The organism is Shimia sp. R10_1 (assembly GCF_017744095.1).
Taxonomy (GTDB): domain Bacteria; phylum Pseudomonadota; class Alphaproteobacteria; order Rhodobacterales; family Rhodobacteraceae; genus Shimia.
Map to the genome: position 1 here is coordinate 438374 of NZ_JAGHQX010000002.1, position 15947 is coordinate 454320.

13 protein-coding genes are annotated in these 15947 nt (G+C 56.7%); 4 read left to right on the top strand and 9 right to left on the bottom strand.

From position 1 onward, the window contains the following. Positions 1–31 precede the first annotated feature (31 nt). Positions 32–2755 carry a preprotein translocase subunit SecA gene (gene secA, locus J7413_RS06520; RefSeq protein WP_209097247.1) on the bottom strand — a complete coding sequence of 908 codons (2724 nt, stop codon included), beginning with the start codon at positions 2753–2755 and terminating at the stop codon, positions 32–34. 169 nt (positions 2756–2924) lie between these two features. On the opposite strand from secA, the gene J7413_RS06525 reads away from it, so the two are divergent. Genes J7413_RS06525 through mutT form a run of 3 tightly spaced genes read left to right on the top strand, consistent with a single transcriptional unit; the run spans position 2925 to position 5422 of the window. After that, positions 2925–3794: a peptidylprolyl isomerase gene (locus J7413_RS06525; protein ID WP_209097248.1), complete on the top strand. Its 870-nt coding sequence runs from the start codon at positions 2925–2927 to the stop codon at positions 3792–3794. Positions 3795–3797: 3 nt separating this feature from the next. Next, positions 3798–5027: a bifunctional glutamate N-acetyltransferase/amino-acid acetyltransferase ArgJ gene (argJ, locus tag J7413_RS06530; RefSeq protein ID WP_209097249.1), complete on the top strand. Its 1230-nt coding sequence runs from the start codon at positions 3798–3800 to the stop codon at positions 5025–5027. Further along, the gene (gene mutT, locus J7413_RS06535; RefSeq protein ID WP_209097250.1) at positions 5024–5422 is read left to right on the top strand and encodes an 8-oxo-dGTP diphosphatase MutT; all 399 of its coding nucleotides are present in this window, start codon (positions 5024–5026) and stop codon (positions 5420–5422) included. Before argJ ends, mutT begins: the two co-directional genes overlap by 4 nt. A 398-nt stretch (positions 5423–5820) precedes the next feature. On the opposite strand, the gene infB is transcribed toward mutT, so the two are convergent. The 6 genes from infB to pip form a co-directional block, all read right to left on the bottom strand. Next, the gene (infB, locus tag J7413_RS06540) at positions 5821–8322 is read right to left on the bottom strand and encodes a translation initiation factor IF-2 (protein WP_209097251.1); all 2502 of its coding nucleotides are present in this window, start codon (positions 8320–8322) and stop codon (positions 5821–5823) included. Further along, the gene (locus tag J7413_RS06545; RefSeq protein ID WP_209097252.1) at positions 8319–8951 is read right to left on the bottom strand and encodes an RNA-binding protein; all 633 of its coding nucleotides are present in this window, start codon (positions 8949–8951) and stop codon (positions 8319–8321) included. The genes infB and J7413_RS06545 overlap by 4 nt, the downstream gene beginning before the upstream one ends. Positions 8952–8974: 23 nt before the next feature. Continuing rightward, a complete protein-coding gene (gene nusA / locus J7413_RS06550; RefSeq protein ID WP_209097253.1) occupies positions 8975–10591 on the bottom strand; it encodes a transcription termination factor NusA in 1617 nt (538 codons plus the stop codon). 4 nt (positions 10592–10595) lie between these two features. Continuing rightward, on the bottom strand, positions 10596–11174 hold the full coding sequence (gene rimP / locus J7413_RS06555; RefSeq protein WP_209097254.1) for a ribosome maturation factor RimP: 579 nt from the start codon (positions 11172–11174) through the stop codon (positions 10596–10598). Between the two features lie 155 nt (positions 11175–11329). After that, the gene (locus tag J7413_RS06560) at positions 11330–12838 is read right to left on the bottom strand and encodes an ABC transporter substrate-binding protein (protein ID WP_209097255.1); all 1509 of its coding nucleotides are present in this window, start codon (positions 12836–12838) and stop codon (positions 11330–11332) included. Between the two features lie 64 nt (positions 12839–12902). Next, the gene (pip, locus tag J7413_RS06565; protein WP_209097256.1) at positions 12903–13877 is read right to left on the bottom strand and encodes a prolyl aminopeptidase; all 975 of its coding nucleotides are present in this window, start codon (positions 13875–13877) and stop codon (positions 12903–12905) included. Positions 13878–13926: 49 nt separating this feature from the next. On the opposite strand from pip, the gene ubiG reads away from it, so the two are divergent. After that, complete coding sequence (gene ubiG / locus J7413_RS06570) at positions 13927–14670, top strand: bifunctional 2-polyprenyl-6-hydroxyphenol methylase/3-demethylubiquinol 3-O-methyltransferase UbiG (RefSeq protein WP_209097257.1); 744 nt, start codon at positions 13927–13929, stop codon at positions 14668–14670. A 4-nt stretch (positions 14671–14674) separates the two neighbouring features. Here ubiG and J7413_RS06575 read toward each other — a convergent pair whose 3' ends face one another. Together J7413_RS06575 and J7413_RS06580 are read right to left on the bottom strand one after the other, a co-directional pair. Then, a complete protein-coding gene (locus J7413_RS06575; protein WP_209097258.1) occupies positions 14675–15115 on the bottom strand; it encodes a MarR family transcriptional regulator in 441 nt (146 codons plus the stop codon). After that, complete coding sequence (locus tag J7413_RS06580; protein WP_209097259.1) at positions 15116–15946, bottom strand: carbon-nitrogen hydrolase family protein; 831 nt, start codon at positions 15944–15946, stop codon at positions 15116–15118. Position 15947: the final 1 nt, after the last annotated feature.

The following is a 15947-nucleotide window of genomic DNA, read 5'->3' on the forward strand; positions in this document are numbered from 1 at the left end:
TAGATCATTGTCTGTCGTTGGCGCTGAAAAGTCAGGCCAGTTTGCCGTGGCAATGTTTGAATTTCTTGCCCGATCCACAAGGGCAAGCTTCGTTGCGCCCGGGGTTGCCCCATGTCGATGGATCATTTTCGTCAAAGCCTGCGATGGCTTCTCCGGCGGGCTGACCAGTCGCAGCGGCGTCACTTTGCGCAGGCGCCGTGTTGGTTTGTGCAGCACTCATCATCGCCTGCTGACGTTGTGCCATCTCCAGTGCGAGTTGTTTTTGCTCGTCTTCGGAAATTGGACGAACGCGCGACAACATGGTTGTCACATCAATCCGCAGGCTGTCGAGCATGCTTTCAAACAGCTGGAACGCTTCGTTTTTATATTCGTTCAGCGGATCACGCTGCGCATAACCGCGGAAGCCAACAACAGAGCGCAGGTGCTCCAACGTCAGAAGGTGCTCACGCCACTTGCTGTCAATGGTCTGCAGCAACACCTGCTTTTCGATCATGCGCATGGCATCTGGACCAAAGCTGGTGGCCTTGGCAGCCATCATCTCATCAGCGGCTTTCTCAAGGCGTTCACGCATGCTGTCATCATCCACGCCTTCTTCATCGGCCCAGTCAATCACGGGCACGTCAACACCCAGATGTTCAATGGAAGCCGCATAAAGCCCTTCTGTGTCCCATTGATCGGCATAGGTTTTGGGCGGCAGGTGACGCTCCACCAGATCGTCAATCACTTCATGGCGCATGTCCTGCACGATCTCAGACAGATCGGCGGCTTCCATAATTTCCCGACGCTGGGAGAAGACCACTTTACGTTGGTCGTTCATTACATCGTCGAATTTCAGAAGCTGCTTACGGATGTCAAAGTTGCGGCCCTCGACCTTTGCCTGCGCACGCTCTAGGGATTTGTTGACCCAAGGGTGCACGATCGCCTCACCTTCTTTCATGCCCAGCGACGACAGCACTTTGTCCAGACGGTCAGAGCCGAAGATACGCATCAGATCGTCTTCGAGGCTCAGGAAGAAAGAGGACCGACCCGGATCGCCCTGACGGCCAGAGCGGCCGCGCAGCTGGTTGTCGATGCGGCGGCTTTCATGGCGCTCTGTGGCCAGAACAAAAAGTCCACCAGCCTTTTTCACGGCCTCTTCATCATCCACATGCTTGGTTTCAATCTCAGCACGTAGCGCTGAGTGATCCCCATCCGGATCTGCCGCGATGGCTTCAAGCACCTTAAATTCAACGTTCCCGCCAAGTTTAATGTCGGTGCCGCGACCGGCCATGTTGGTGGCGATTGTGACTGCACCCAGCTTGCCAGCATCGGCAACAATCTGGGCTTCCTGCTCGTGCTGGCGGGCGTTCAGAACGTTGTGCTTCACGCCTGCCTTTTCCAGCAGACCGGACAGGAACTCTGATTTTTCAATCGAGGTGGTGCCCACAAGGATCGGCTGACCCTTTGCATGTGCTTCCTTGATGGTTTCAACGATGGCGTCGAATTTCTCGCGCGCTGTGCGGTAAACCGCGTCGTCTTCATCAATCCGCGCCACACCTCGGTTGGTCGGCACTTCCACCACACCCAAACCATAGATTTCATGGAATTCTTCAGCTTCGGTTGCCGCGGTGCCTGTCATGCCGCCAAGTTTGTCATAAAGGCGGAAGTAGTTCTGGAAAGTCACCTGCGCCAATGTCACGTTCTCTGGCTGGATCTGACAACCCTCTTTGGCCTCGATCGCCTGGTGCAGACCGTCAGACAGACGACGCCCAGCCATCATGCGGCCAGTGAATTCGTCGATCAGCACAACCTGACTGTCGCGCACAATGTAGTCTTTGTCTTTGACGAACAGCTTGTGTGCCCGCAGGCCCTGGTTCACATGGTGCACCAGCGTTGTGCTTTCCGGATCATAAAGGCTTTGCCCCTCAGGAAGGAGCCCCCGCGCGTGCAGATGCTCTTCCAGAAATTCGTTGCCCTCATCCGTGAAGGTCACGTTTTTCGCTTTTTCGTCGAGCGTGTAGTGGTCGTCTTGCACATCCGGAATGAGCTTATCGATCGCAACGTACATCTCGGTACGGTCTTGTGCCGGGCCAGAAATAATCAGCGGCGTCCGCGCTTCGTCGATCAGGATGCTGTCGACCTCGTCCACGATGGCGAAGTGATGATCGCGTTGCGACATCTCCGCGAGCTCGCTCTTCATGTTGTCGCGCAGATAGTCAAAACCAAGTTCGTTGTTGGTGGCGTAGGTAATGTCGCAAGCGTAGGCGGCGCGTTTTTCATCTTCAGGCTGCTGCGGATACACAACACCAGTGGTCATCCCAAGCGCCGCAAAAACGTTGCTCATCCAATCCGCGTCGCGACGAGCGAGATAGTCGTTCACCGTCACCACATGCACACCCTTGCCGGTCAGCGCATTCAGATAGGCCGGGAAAGTCGCCACAAGGGTTTTGCCCTCACCCGTCTTCATTTCAGAGATATTGCCCTGATGCAGGAAGATGCCGCCCATCAGCTGCACGTCAAAGGCGCGCAGGCCAAGGGCACGTTTCGCAGCTTCGCGGCAGTTGGCGAAGGCTTCCGGCAGAAGGGCATCCAGCGACTCGCCACCTTTGGCGCGCTCCGCCAGCTCTTGAGTTTTGGCCTTCAGATCATCGTCAGACAGTTTTTCAAAGTCGGGCTCAAGTGCGTTGATCTTTTCGACAAGTGGCCGGGTCGCTTTGACTTTGCGGTCATTTGGCGTGCCAAACACTTTTTTGGCGATTTTTCCGAAACCGAGCATATAACTTGTCCTTCGTTGCGCTTTCGTGCGTGGCTAATTCTTGCTGTCCCGGCCCTGTGCTCCTAGAAACGGGAAACAGCCTGTTTGCCTTGACCTCAGAGCGATGTAAGGGTCGTCAGGAACAGTGTCAACGCCGCCAAGTGGTGCGGCACCAGCCAAGGACGAAACGATGTCAAAACACCTCAATTTCTTGCGCGCCACTGCGGTTGCCGCCTGCTTTGCTCTCCCTGCGTTTGCACAGGAAGATCCATCGCTGGACACCGTCGTCGCAACCGTCAACGGCGAGGCGATCACATTGGGTGACATGATCTCGATCCGCGCCGGTTTGCAGCCGCAATATCAGCAGCTTCCGGCAGAAACGCTTTTTGCCAGCATTCTGGAGCAGCTTGTGCAGCAAACCGCGCTGGCGCAGTCCCTGAACGAAAATGTCCCGCAGTATATCGAAATTGCACTCAACAATGAACGTCGCACCTTGATGGCAGGCGAAGCGCTGGAAGCTTTTGTGGCGCAAAACGAAATCAGTGACGAAGAATTGAAGAGCGCCTATCAAGATCGCTATGCGAACTATGAAGGGGCGGAAGAATACAACGCCAGCCACATCCTTGTTGCAAGCGAAGAAGAGGCTGTTGCGATCCGCCAAGACCTGCAAGACGGCGCAGACTTTGCAGAAACCGCAAAAGAGAAATCCACCGGCCCGTCCGGTGCATCTGGTGGCAGCCTCGGCTGGTTTGGCGCAGGCCAAATGGTCAAGCCTTTCGAGGATGCGGTTGCAGAGCTGGCTGTTGGGGAAATCTCGCAGCCAGTGCAGACGCAATTTGGCTGGCACCTGATCATCCTGAACGACGCCCGCAAATCCGAAGCGCCTTCTTTTGAAGAGGCGCGTCAGGAGTTGCTGAATGATGCACAGCGCACCGCAGTGCAGGCTTATATCGCCAAACAGTCGTCTGAAGCGGTTGTGGATCAATCCCCAGCTGACAGCATTGACCCCTCTGTTCTGCAGCGCATCGACCTGCTGAACCCAGTGCGCGTTCAGGAATAATTCATGGCAGAGATCACCACTGTGTCACCATTGGCTCCGGAACATTTTCCGGAGCTTCCCTTGATCGAAGGCGTCAAGTTTGCGGCGGTTGAAGCCGGTATCAAATACGCAGGGCGCAAAGACGTGATGCTGGCCGAGCTGGTGCCCGGCACGACAATGGCCGGCGTGTTCACCAAATCGGCCACCCGCTCTGCCGCCGTGCTCGATTGTCAGGACAAGATCGGACAAGACAGTGATGCGGGCGCTGCTATCCTTGTGAACGCGGGCAATGCCAATGCGTTCACCGGCAAGAATGGAGTCAGTTCTGTCAAAGCCGTCACCGAAGCGGTTTCGGCCTGTGTCGGGCTGCCCGAGGCGCGCGTGTTCACCTCCTCCACCGGTGTGATTGGCGAACCGCTTCCGCATGATCGGATCACAGGAAAACTTGAGGAGCTGAAAGGCAAACTCTCCGCCAATGCGATTGGTGATGCCGCAGAGGCCATTCGCACCACAGATACCTTCGCCAAGGGCGCCATGCGGTCTGTCAGCATCGGCGGCCAGACGGTGAAAATTGCTGGGATCGCAAAAGGTTCTGGCATGATTGCGCCTGATATGGCGACCATGCTGGTCTATATTTTCACGGATGCAAAAATCGCGCGCGCCGATTTGCAAGAGCTGGTCTCTTCTCTCAACGAAGTCACGTTCAATGCCATCACGGTGGACAGCGACACGTCTACGTCTGACACACTGCTGATGGCCGCAACTGGCGCGTCAGGCGTCGCGGTGGATCGGGACGAAACGGCCTTCAAAGGGGCCTTGCATGAAGTGATGCGGGAGCTCGCACATCTCGTGGTGCGCGACGGCGAAGGCGCGACCAAGTTTGTTGAGATCAACATCAGTGGCGCAGCCAGCGCAGAGGACGCGCGTGCGCATGCCATGGCGATCGCCAATTCACCGTTGGTGAAAACCGCGATCGCCGGGGAAGATCCAAACTGGGGCCGTATCGTCATGGCGATCGGAAAATCCGGCGCGCGTGCGGACCGTGACCTTTTGAGCATTCGATTTGGGGATACGCTGGTTGCCGAAAATGGCTGGGTTGCGCCGTCCTACAAAGAAGAAGACGGGGCCACCTACATGCAAGGCCAAGAGATCGCGATCAACGTGGATCTCGGACTGGGCACTGCCACGGATACGGTTTGGACCTGCGATCTGACCCACGGATACATCACGATCAACGCGGATTATCGGTCATGAAAACAGTTTTGGTCGCCGCCGTTGTGCTGATTGATGCCGACGGGCGCATCCTTTTGGCACAGCGCCCTGAAGGAAAATCTATGGCTGGGCTCTGGGAGTTTCCCGGCGGCAAGGTGGAAGTCGGTGAAACACCCGAAGCCGCTTTGATCCGGGAACTGCAGGAAGAGCTGGGAATCGACACCTGGGAAAGCTGTCTGGCACCGTTAACGTTTGCGTCTCACAGCTATGAGGATTTCCACCTTCTGATGCCCCTCTTTGCCTGCCGTAAATGGGAGGGCATTCCTCAGGCCAGAGAGGGACAAACACTTAAGTGGGTGGCAACAAAAGACCTCAGAGACTATGATATGCCGCCCGCTGACATCCCGTTGATTCCTATGATCCGGGACTGGGTATAGGCGCGAGATTGAGCAAAAGCCCTAAATTTCCGCCATTTTTCATGGCGGAAATGAAACCTCAGCGCTTTCGTCATGCCTAAAAAAAGATTACTATGACACTTAAGTGACCAATTGGTCGCTAAGACTAAATTAACTAATCTCGTGTGAAGTAGGCGTCAATCAAGTGGGGATTTTTGACATGCTGAAGACAATCACTGTGGGTAGTTGTGTTTCGATACAAGGCCCAGTTGTTAAGAAACTGCCGGACGGGCGCGTGTCCATTCGTGTAGGCGACAAAGTGTATTCAGGTAAGCCGATCTCCTGATCATCTTATCTGAAAGCGAAGAAAAAAGGCCGCTCCAAACTGGAGCGGCCTTTTTCATTGTCCGATTGATCACCGCGTGGCGGCATACGCTGGATTAATCCAGCGTACGCGTAACCTCTTCACGCTCAAAGATCTCGATCACGTCGCCTGCGCGGATATCATCGTAGTTCTCAAATGCCATACCGCATTCCTGACCAGACTGAACTTCCGCCACTTCGTCCTTGAAGCGCTTCAGGGTCTTCAGCGTGCCTTCGTGGATCACCACGTTGTCGCGCAGCAGACGCACGCCAGCGGAGCGACGCGCCACACCTTCGGTCACGATACAGCCAGCCACTTTGCCCACACCGGTCACTTTGAACACCTCTTTGATGTTCGCATAGCCGATGAAGTTTTCGCGGATCTCTGCAGACAGCAGACCGGAGGCCGCAGCTTTCACGTCGTCCACAAGGTCATAGATCACCGAGTAATAGCGGATCTCCACGCCTTTCTGGTTGGCGGTGTTGCGGGCAGAGGCATTGGCACGAACGTTAAAGCCCATAACCGGTGCTCCGGACGCTTCTGCAAGACCAACGTCGGTCTCGGTGATCGCGCCCACACCGGAGTGCAGCACACGCACGCGCACCTCGTTGTTGCCGATCTTTTCCATCGCTTGAACGATGGCTTCGGCAGAGCCCTGCACGTCAGCTTTAACGAGGATTGGCAGCTCGGCCATATTCTCGTCGTCCTTGGCCTTCTGCATCAGCTGTTCAAGCGTGGTCGCCGCACCTGCCGCCGCACGTTTGTCTTTGGCAACTTGAGCACGGTATTCCGCAATCTCACGCGCCTGCGCTTCGGTTTCGGTGACGTTCAGAACGTCGCCCGCTTCCGGTGTGCCATTCAGGCCCAGGACCTCAACTGGCACAGATGGGCCAGCTTCTTTGACGCGCTCACCCTTGTCGTTGATCAGCGCACGAACCTTACCGTACTGCTCACCCACAACGAAGATATCACCTTGGCGCAGTGTGCCTTTCTGAACCAGTACGGTCGCCACTGGGCCACGGCCCACATCCAGCTGCGCTTCGATCACAGCACCCTGTGCCGCGCGGTCTGGGTTGGCTTTCAGCTCAAGGATCTCTGCCTGCAGCGCAATGGCTTCCAGCAACGCATCCAGACCTTGGCCGGTGTGCGCAGAAACTTCTACGTCCTGCACTTCACCAGACATCGCTTCCACGATCACTTCGTGCTGCAGAAGCTCTGCGCGCACTTTGTTTGGATCTGCAGCCGGTTTGTCGATCTTGTTGATCGCCACGATCATCGGCACTTCGGCCGCCTTCGCGTGGTTGATCGCCTCGATCGTCTGCGGCATCACAGAGTCATCAGCGGCCACAACCAGAACTACAATATCGGTCACCTGTGCACCACGGGAGCGCATGGAGGTAAACGCCGCGTGGCCCGGAGTATCGAGGAACGACAGCGTCACGCCATCATCGGTTTTCACCTGATAGGCGCCGATGTGCTGCGTGATGCCGCCAGCCTCACCAGACACAACTTTCGCATCGCGAATCGCATCCAGAAGCGAGGTCTTACCGTGGTCCACGTGGCCCATGATGGTGATCACCGGCGGACGGGACTGCAGATCGCCTTCATCGTCCTCAACATCAGAAATCACATCTTCCACGTCGGCGTCAGACACGCGCACAACTTTGTGGCCGAACTCTTCGATAATCAGCTCTGCTGTGTCCGCGTCGATGGTCTGGTTCTGTGTCACCATCATGCCCATTTTCATGAGCTCTTTCACAACATCAGCCACACGCTCGGCCATACGGTTGGCCAGCTCAGACACCATGATGGCTTCTGGCAGCTGCACGTCACGTACAACCTTTTCGCGCTCAACCGCACCCCCCATAGCCTTCTGACGCGCACGCTCTTGCTTACGCTTCATGGACGCCATGGACCGATGACGGCTGTTTTCGCCACCTGTTGCCTGACCCAGTGTCAGCTTGCCGGAACGACGGCCATCATCACGGCCTTTGCCGCGACCACCGCGCTGCTCACGCTCACGGTCTGCTTTGCGCTGGGTTGGCTGCGCCGCAGGCTTGTTGGCTGGTGCACCGCGCCCTTGTGGCGAAGATGTCGTAGAAGGTGCAGGCGCAGCTGCAGCACGCTTGGCGGCTTCTGCGGCTTCGGCCGCTTCTTTTTTCTTGCGCTCTTCTTCTTCGGCCTTTTTGCGTGCACGCTCTTCAGCTTCACGCTGCTCACGCTCTTTGGCTTCCGCTTCTTGGCGACGACGCTCACGCTCTTCGGCGCGGGCCTTTTCTTCGGCTTCGCGCTTTGCGGCGTCTTCAGCTTCGCGGGCTTTCGCAGCCTGAAGTGCCTTCAGGCGGCGTTCCATTTCCGCATCAGAAATGCCAGCGGGGCGGCGATTGGGATCGCCACCAGATTTGGAGCCACCACCGCCACCGGTTTTGGTTGCACCAGGCTTGGGCACCACAACGCGTTTGCGCTTCGTTTCCACCACGACATTTTTCTTGCGTCCGTGGCTAAAGCTTTGCGTCACATTGCCAGGGCGGTTCCCACCGCGCAGACCCAAGGTTTTTTTACCGTCGTTATCGCTCATCTGGCTGTCTTGTCCTTCCCGGAGGCCGCTGCCGCCGTTTCTTCGCGTACGCCTTTTAATCTTAGGGCTTCCTCTACAACACGATTTGTGAGTCCGCCAGACGCAAGCGCTCCATGTATCACAGTTTGTCGCCCAAAAGCCAAACCCAATTCGTTAGCTGTGAGCCAGTCTATGTGGTGACCACCATATGGCGGCCTCAGTTTCGTTTTCCCGCGCTCCGATCCGTCGCTGGCCTGAAGCAGCACTTCTGCCTCATCTTTGACCAGCCAGTCCTTGACCTTCTCAAAGCCTGTCACCGCAGATCCGGAGCGACGCGCCAGACTGATCAACTCAATCACGCGCTGCCCCAATTGGCGGGACACCTCTTCAACCAGATCCTCAGGCACTTTGACCTGCTGTTTGGCGGCACGGGCAAAGACACCCTTCTTTACCGCCTTATGCAGCGCCGAGGCCGTTGCAGTTACCCACATGCCGCGACCTGGCAATTTGCCCCTGACGTCGGGCACAACCTGCTGGTCAGGCCCGACAACAAATCGGATCAACCCCTCCTTAGGAGTGGTCGCGCCCGTGGCAATGCACTTGCGCTCTGGTTCCTCAGCCCGTTTGCCCGGACGGCCACCGCGGCTCATCTATCGCCCTCTGAGGCCTGCAATCAGGCCTCAGCCTCCTCAGATGTGTCTTCTTCGCCCTCTTCGGCGTCTGCTTCAAGCTCCGCAGGGTCTACCCAACCCAGCACAACGCGCGCGGTCATCACCATGTCTTGCGCTTCTTCAAGGGACACGTCGAATGGCTCAAGGATGCCATCGTCTTTGACGCGCTCGCCATTCACAGAGGTCCAGCCACCGGCCAGTTCCCAATCTGCACAGGTTGCGAAATCTTCGAGGTTCAGCACGCCATCTTTGGCCAGTGCTTCGATCATTTGGGGTGTCAGACCCTCAAATGCAACCAGGCTGTCCTGAACGCCCAGTTCACGGGCATTGTCGAGCGCGGCTTTGTTCTGTGCGTCGATGTAATCACGCGCACGGGCCTGAAGCTCGTTTGCCGTGCCATCATCTACGCCATCAATGACCAGCAGCTCATCAACTTCAACGTAAGCAACCTCTTCCAGGTTGGTGAAGCCTTCAGACACCAGCAACTGCGCGAAGAATTCATCCAGATCCAGCGTGTCCATGAACAGCTTGGTGCGCTCTTCGAACTCTTTCTGGCGACGCTCGGATTCTTCTGCTTCGGTCATGATGTCGATATCAAGTGCGGTCAGCTGGGACGCCAGACGCACGTTCTGACCACGACGGCCAATTGCCAGAGACAGTTGCTCGTCAGGCACGACCACTTCGATCTTGCCTGCCTCGTCATCCAGAACCACTTTAGACACTTCTGCAGGTTGCAGCGCGTTCACAAGGAAGGTTGGCTGATCTTCGTTCCAAGGGATGATGTCGATTTTCTCGCCCTGCAGCTCATTCACAACTGCCTGCACACGAGAGCCCCGCATACCGACACAGGCACCGACTGGATCAATGGAGCCATCGTGAGAGATCACAGCGATCTTCGCACGGGAGCCCGGATCACGGGCCACGGCTTTGATGTCAATGATGCCATCATAGATTTCGGGGACTTCCATTTTGAACAGCTCAGCCATGAATTCTGGCGCGGTGCGGCTCAAGAAAATCTGGTGGCCACGTGGCTCACGACGCACTTCTTTGATGTAAGCGCGCAGACGGTCACCGGAGCGATAGCTTTCGCGGCCAATCTTGTCGTTGCGACGCAGCACGGCTTCAGCACCGCCGAGGTCCACGATCACGTTGCCAAATTCTTCGCGCTTTACAGCACCGTTGATGATGGTGCCCGCACGATCTTTGAATTCTTCGTACTGACGGTCGCGCTCTGCTTCACGCACTTTTTGCAGAATCACCTGCTTGGCAGATTGGGCCGCGATTCGGCCCATTTCTACCGGGGGCACTTCCTCTACAAACACGTCGCCCACTTCTGGGTTCGCCATGTATTGTTTGGCCTGCTCGACAGTGAACTCTGCCTGATAGTTTTCCAGCAGGTCATCTTCGACAACGGTGCGTACCCGGGTGAAGGTGGCCTTACCCGTCTTGCGGTCGATGGACACGCGGATGTCCATTTCTGCGCCATAGCGGCTCTTGGCGGCACGAGCGAGGGATTCTTCCATCGCTTCAACCACCAGACCGGGGTCGATCATCTTTTCGCGCGCAACGGCTTCGGCAGTCTGAAGCAGCTCAAGTTGGTTTGCAGAAGTGATAGCCATTGTCTTACTCCTCGGACTCTTCGGTCTCGACGTCGTCAAAATCGTCTTCGTTCAAGATGCCCGCCTCTTTGCGGGCTTTCAGCATTTCTTTGATCAAATCATCGGTCAGCATCAGTTTTGCATCTGACAGCCAATCAAAGTTGAGACCAACAGTCACAGTCTCACCCTGATTCTCGATGTTGATGAGAACATCTTCGCCTTCGATGCCAGCCAGCGTGCCTCTGAAGCGCTTGCGCCCATCAATCAGCTCGCTGGTTTCGATCTTCGCTTCATAGCCTTCATAGGCTTCAAAATCTTTCAGGCGCGTCAGCGGACGGTCCACACCGGGGCTGCCCACTTCCAGCGTGTAGGAGTCCGCCAGCGGGTCTTCCACGTCCAGCACCGCGCTGACCGCATTGGAAATCTGCGCGCATTCATCCACTTCGATGCCGCCACCCGGGCGTTCCGCCATAATCTGCAGGGTGTGGGTTTTCCCCCCCATCAGACGCAGGCGCACCAGCTCAAACCCCATGTCTTCAATCACAGGGCCAACAATTTCTGCCAGCTTGCGGTCAATCGCTGCTTTGGCAATCAGGTCACTCATAGGCGAGCTCCAAACACAAAAAAACGGGCCCGCGGCCCGTCGATCTTTCTCGGTGGTGCTTTCGGTGTCAGCCGATCGCGCCGCTGTTGAAAAGCCATATACGTGTCAGAACGTGAGTCTGCAAGGCTGAATGTGAAAGCGCGCGCAGCGCGCGCTTATGCCCGCCACCAGCGCTCAGCAAAACGCGCATTGTCCATCGCGTAGTGCGCGCCGGTGCTGGGCGGCGTGGCTATCGATTTGGAGGTGGCCTGAAGGTGATCGGCAAAGGCCGGAACAATCAGATTGCCCGAATGCGCAACAAGCTGCTGTAACTCACCATAAAGCGCCCGACGCTTGGTGCTGTCCATCTCAGAGCGGGCGGCACTCAGGAGACTGTCAAACAGAGGATTCTCCCAACCACCCCGGTTCCATGTCGCGCCCGGTGCAAGATAGGTGGCCATCGCCCAGTCCTCGGTGGCACGGCCCGCAGAAGTGGAAAGAGACAGCTGGCTGGAGTGCGCAGAGACGGTGATATCTACGCCAACTTGCTTAAGTTGCTTGCCAAAAACAGCGGCCGCAGCTTGGCCCTGCCCGCCCGACCCGCCGATGAGTCGCAACGACAGCTGATCAACACCTGCAGCGCGCAGAAGGTGCGTCGCCTGTTCTGGATCATGCGGCAGCGCCCCAAGGGTGCCCGCGTAGAATGGGTTTGAGGGGCCAACCGGGGTATCCCCACCCACAGCGCCATATCCGAGCAACAGATCATCGACAAAGGCCTGACGCTCTACCGCATGTTTGAGCGCCCGCTGCACCGCATCCGCTTCAGCCAGGTTGTAACGCCCATCCAGTGCAAAGCTATAATGCTGGTTGCCGCGCAACTGTTGCAGCGCAATGCCCTCAGCCTCTGCGATCTGGGCCGCATAAACTGGCGCGATTTGCGCTACCGCATCCGCCTGCCCTTCCAAGAGAAGGTTCAAACGTTCCGAAGGCGCATCGACGTTCACAAAATCTAGCTCTTCAAAGAAACCGGCGCGTCCATCCTTGTAGTGAGACGTCACGCGCGTCGCCTGCAGGCGCTGTCCCGGCTCAAAGGTTTGTACGCGATAAAGCCCCGTACCGATCCCGTTGAGCATTGCCAATTCGACATAGCCAGCTGGATAGATCACCAGATGGTAATCGGCGAGAAGATAGGGGAAATCCGCGTTGGACGCCGCCAAAGTGAACTGAACCTGATGATCGCCCAGCGCATGGATGCCGGTCACATCCCGCAACAAAGGCTGCGCAGGTGATGGGTGCGCAGGATCAAAATGCAGCGCAAAGCTTTCCAGCACATCCTCGGCCACAAAGGGTTTGCCATTGTGGAAGGTCACGTCCTTGCGCAGATCAAAAGTCCAGACACGTGCATCTGTGCTCGCGCTCCAGCTTTCGGCAAGTTCGCCCTTCAACGCGCCATCGGCACCGATTTCTGTGAGACAATCAAACACCGCACCATGCGCGGCAGCCATCATAAACAGGCTATCATGATCCCTTGCGTCCCAAGTGTCTTGGGCTGTGCCACCGGTCAAAACACCACGCAGCGTGCCACCTGTTTTTGGCGTGCCCGCCATCAACGCAAGACCGGAAGCCGCCAGCGCACCGGCTGCGGCACCAGAGGTCAGAAGGCTGCGTCGACTGATACGAGACAAGAAAGATCTCCAATTTGCGGACTTTGATCAGACGCGCACGCCCGCACTTTGTCCAGCGGTTTTGTCAGATGCGCGCCAATTGATCCATAATGCGCACCAATTCTGCGCTTATGCCCGGCTCTGACAAGGCATGCCCGGCATTCCTGATCATGCGCAGATCCACCATGCCGCCCCAAGCCTGCGCAAGTTCATATGCAGACTTCGGCGGACAAATCATATCATATCGTCCCTGCACGATGTAGCCGGGGATATCTTCGAGACGCGCCATATTTTTCAGAATATGTCCATCGCTTTCAAGAAACCCATGATTGCGGAAGTAGTGATTCTCCAGTCGCGAAAAAGCCCGCGCATATTCCGCAGGCGCATCGCCTCCAGAGCCGTTTGAGTACACCGACGCCAATGCGTTTTCCCAGCTTGCCCAAGCGCGCGCATATTTGATCTCCGTCGCGCGATCTCCGCAGAAGAGCCTGCGATGGTAAGCCTCGATGAAATCGGCTTGTTCGTCCTCAGGCACCAGTGATGTAAACCGTGCCCATGGCTCCGGCCAAAAATTCCCAGCACCGCCACCGTAGAACCAGTCGAGCTCCGCTTGTGTCATTAGGAACACGCCCCGCAGCACAAGACACACCGTGGTTTCAGGATGAGATTGCGCATAAAGCAGGGACAGCGTTGCGCCCCAGCTTCCTCCAAAAACAATCCACTCCGCGATGCCAAGCGTAGTGCGGATATGTTCCATATCTGCAATCAAATGCCAGGTCGTGTTGTGCGCCACTTCTGCGTGAGGGCGCGAATGGCCGCAGCCGCGCTGATCAAACAGAATGATACGGTAGACCTTGGGGTCGAAGTAGCGCCGCATCGCAGGGCTGCTGCCGCCACCGGGGCCGCCATGCACAACGATCACCGGCAGCCCTTGCGGATTGCCGGATTGTTCCACATAGATCGTGTGACCATCGCCCACGTCCAGCATCCTCTGGTCGAAGGGTTCGACCGGAGGGTAGAGGTAGTGCACTGCGCCCTTTTGGCCCGAGTTTTTGTCCATGTCCTACCTATATCGGTTGCGACGCCCAAATGAGCACGGAGAGAATAAAATGCAAGCCACGAATACCACGGTAGATCCAGCCGAAGTGGCCAAATTCGAAGCGATGGCGGCAGAGTGGTGGGATCCGAACGGTAAGTTCAAACCGTTGCATATGCTCAACCCCTGCCGACTTGACTATATTACGTCTCAGATCGCCGCAGAGTTCAATCGCGACTTATCCGATACATTGCCTTTTGCAGGACTTCGTATCCTGGACATTGGCTGTGGCGGCGGATTGTTGTCAGAGCCTATGGCCCGTTTGGGCGCAGAAGTGGTGGGGGCGGATGCAGCGGAAGGCAACCTGCCAGTTGCGCGCGTCCACGCCGAGCAATCAGGGCTGACCATAGACTATCGCCACACCACAGCTGAGACGCTTGCAGAAGCTGGCGAACAGTTTGACGTGGTTCTGAACATGGAAGTGGTCGAGCACGTCGCCGACCCGCTCAGCTATTTGACAGCCTGCCAGCAGCTTCTGAAATCGGGTGGTTTGCATATCTGCTCGACCATCAACCGCAATCCGAAGAGCTTCGCCATGGCGATTATAGGCGCCGAGTATGTCATGCGCTGGCTGCCAAAGGGCACCCATGAGTGGAACAAATTCATCACCCCGGACGAGTTGTTTGCATTGATTGAACAGGCTGGGCTAGCCCCAGTGGATCGGAAAGGATTCGTGTTCAACCCGATCAGCTGGCAGTGGTCGCTCTCGGACCGAGACTTGAGTGTGAACTACGTCACCGCAAGCACAAAAGGGTGACCCCTTAGCTGCTGTCTTCGAGCTTGAGACGCAACTCACGCAAGATCGGGAGCGCGGCGCGCACCCGGTCATCGCCCAGCTTGCTCACCATTTCATTGATAATCGGCGCCATACTGGCAAGCGCGGCATCTCGCGCTTGTCGCCCCGCGGGGCTGATTGCCACAAACTTGCGGCGCGCATCGTCCCAATCTGGACGGATATGCACGTAGCCTGCCACCTCAAGTTTGTGGAGCGTATTTGTCATCGCGCCGCGGGTCAGGTGAAAGGTTTTGGCCAACTGTGCCGGGCTGCGCTCCGCATTGGAGCGATCAAGATGATTCAACACGGAAAAATGCGACAACTCCATGCCTTTCGGCAGGACCTTAGACAAACGCGAGCGGGCCAGCTGGTCCACCATTAGAATTTCACCAAACAAGGTGATCGCCAATCCGCTTTTGTCGTTCATTTAAGGACCGTTGAACTCTCGATCATGCTGAAGTGCAGGCACCTGCCTGCGGGCTTTTTGAACCAAAGACAGATCAACATCAACAACCGTCACACCTGTTTCAACGCCCGCGTCCACAAGAACCTCTCCCCAAGGCGCTACAACCATAGAGTGCCCATGAGTTCGTCGTGAATGCCCTTGGCCTGACGGGTGGGTGCCGGTTTGCGCGGGGGCAATGACAAAACAACCGGTTTCGATTGCCCGTGCCCGCAAGAGCGTTTCCCAATGTGCGGCCCCTGTCACATGCGAAAACGCGGCAGGAACAGTCAGTATTTGCGCGCCAGCCTGTGCAAGTGCGCGGTGCAATGCGCCAAATCGCACATCATAACAGATCGTCATGCCAATCTTGCCAAAGGGGGTCTCGGCAACAACAGCTGTTTCACCGGGGCGATACCCCTCTGACTCTCGGTAAGTTTCTTCCGGTGACACATCCACATCAAACATGTGAATCTTGTCATAGCGCGCGACGATTTCACCTGCGTCAGAAATCACAAATGAGCGATTGGCAAACCGCCCATCTGGATCGTTTGTTTTCAGACCCAGACTGCCAATCAGCAGCCAAATGCCCAGCTCAGCACACAGCGCGGCAAGCGCAGGCAGAGTCTCGTCGTCCTCCTCCAGCTGCAACACCTCCTTCTGGTGGCGACGACTGGTGGACAAGCAATTCATCACCTCCGGCAGAAAGGCGAATTCCGCCCCCTCAGACTTGGCCTGCCGCAGCATCGCTGAGGCCACGGCCAAATTGTCTGAGGGTATGTCAGACGATGTCATCTGCAAGAGAGCGACACGCATG

Coding starts and splice junctions, on each gene's coding strand:
- J7413_RS06545 (WP_209097252.1), bottom strand. CDS start 8,951: ATGAGCCGCGGTGGCCGTCCGGGCAAACGGGCTGAGGAACCAGAGCGC.
- argJ (WP_209097249.1), top strand. CDS start 3,798: ATGGCAGAGATCACCACTGTGTCACCATTGGCTCCGGAACATTTTCCG.
- mutT (WP_209097250.1), top strand. CDS start 5,024: ATGAAAACAGTTTTGGTCGCCGCCGTTGTGCTGATTGATGCCGACGGG.
- J7413_RS06580 (WP_209097259.1), bottom strand. CDS start 15,946: ATGCGTGTCGCTCTCTTGCAGATGACATCGTCTGACATACCCTCAGAC.
- nusA (WP_209097253.1), bottom strand. CDS start 10,591: ATGGCTATCACTTCTGCAAACCAACTTGAGCTGCTTCAGACTGCCGAA.
- pip (WP_209097256.1), bottom strand. CDS start 13,877: ATGGACAAAAACTCGGGCCAAAAGGGCGCAGTGCACTACCTCTACCCT.
- J7413_RS06525 (WP_209097248.1), top strand. CDS start 2,925: ATGTCAAAACACCTCAATTTCTTGCGCGCCACTGCGGTTGCCGCCTGC.
- J7413_RS06575 (WP_209097258.1), bottom strand. CDS start 15,115: ATGAACGACAAAAGCGGATTGGCGATCACCTTGTTTGGTGAAATTCTA.
- ubiG (WP_209097257.1), top strand. CDS start 13,927: ATGCAAGCCACGAATACCACGGTAGATCCAGCCGAAGTGGCCAAATTC.
- secA (WP_209097247.1), bottom strand. CDS start 2,755: ATGCTCGGTTTCGGAAAAATCGCCAAAAAAGTGTTTGGCACGCCAAAT.
- rimP (WP_209097254.1), bottom strand. CDS start 11,174: ATGAGTGACCTGATTGCCAAAGCAGCGATTGACCGCAAGCTGGCAGAA.
- infB (WP_209097251.1), bottom strand. CDS start 8,322: ATGAGCGATAACGACGGTAAAAAAACCTTGGGTCTGCGCGGTGGGAAC.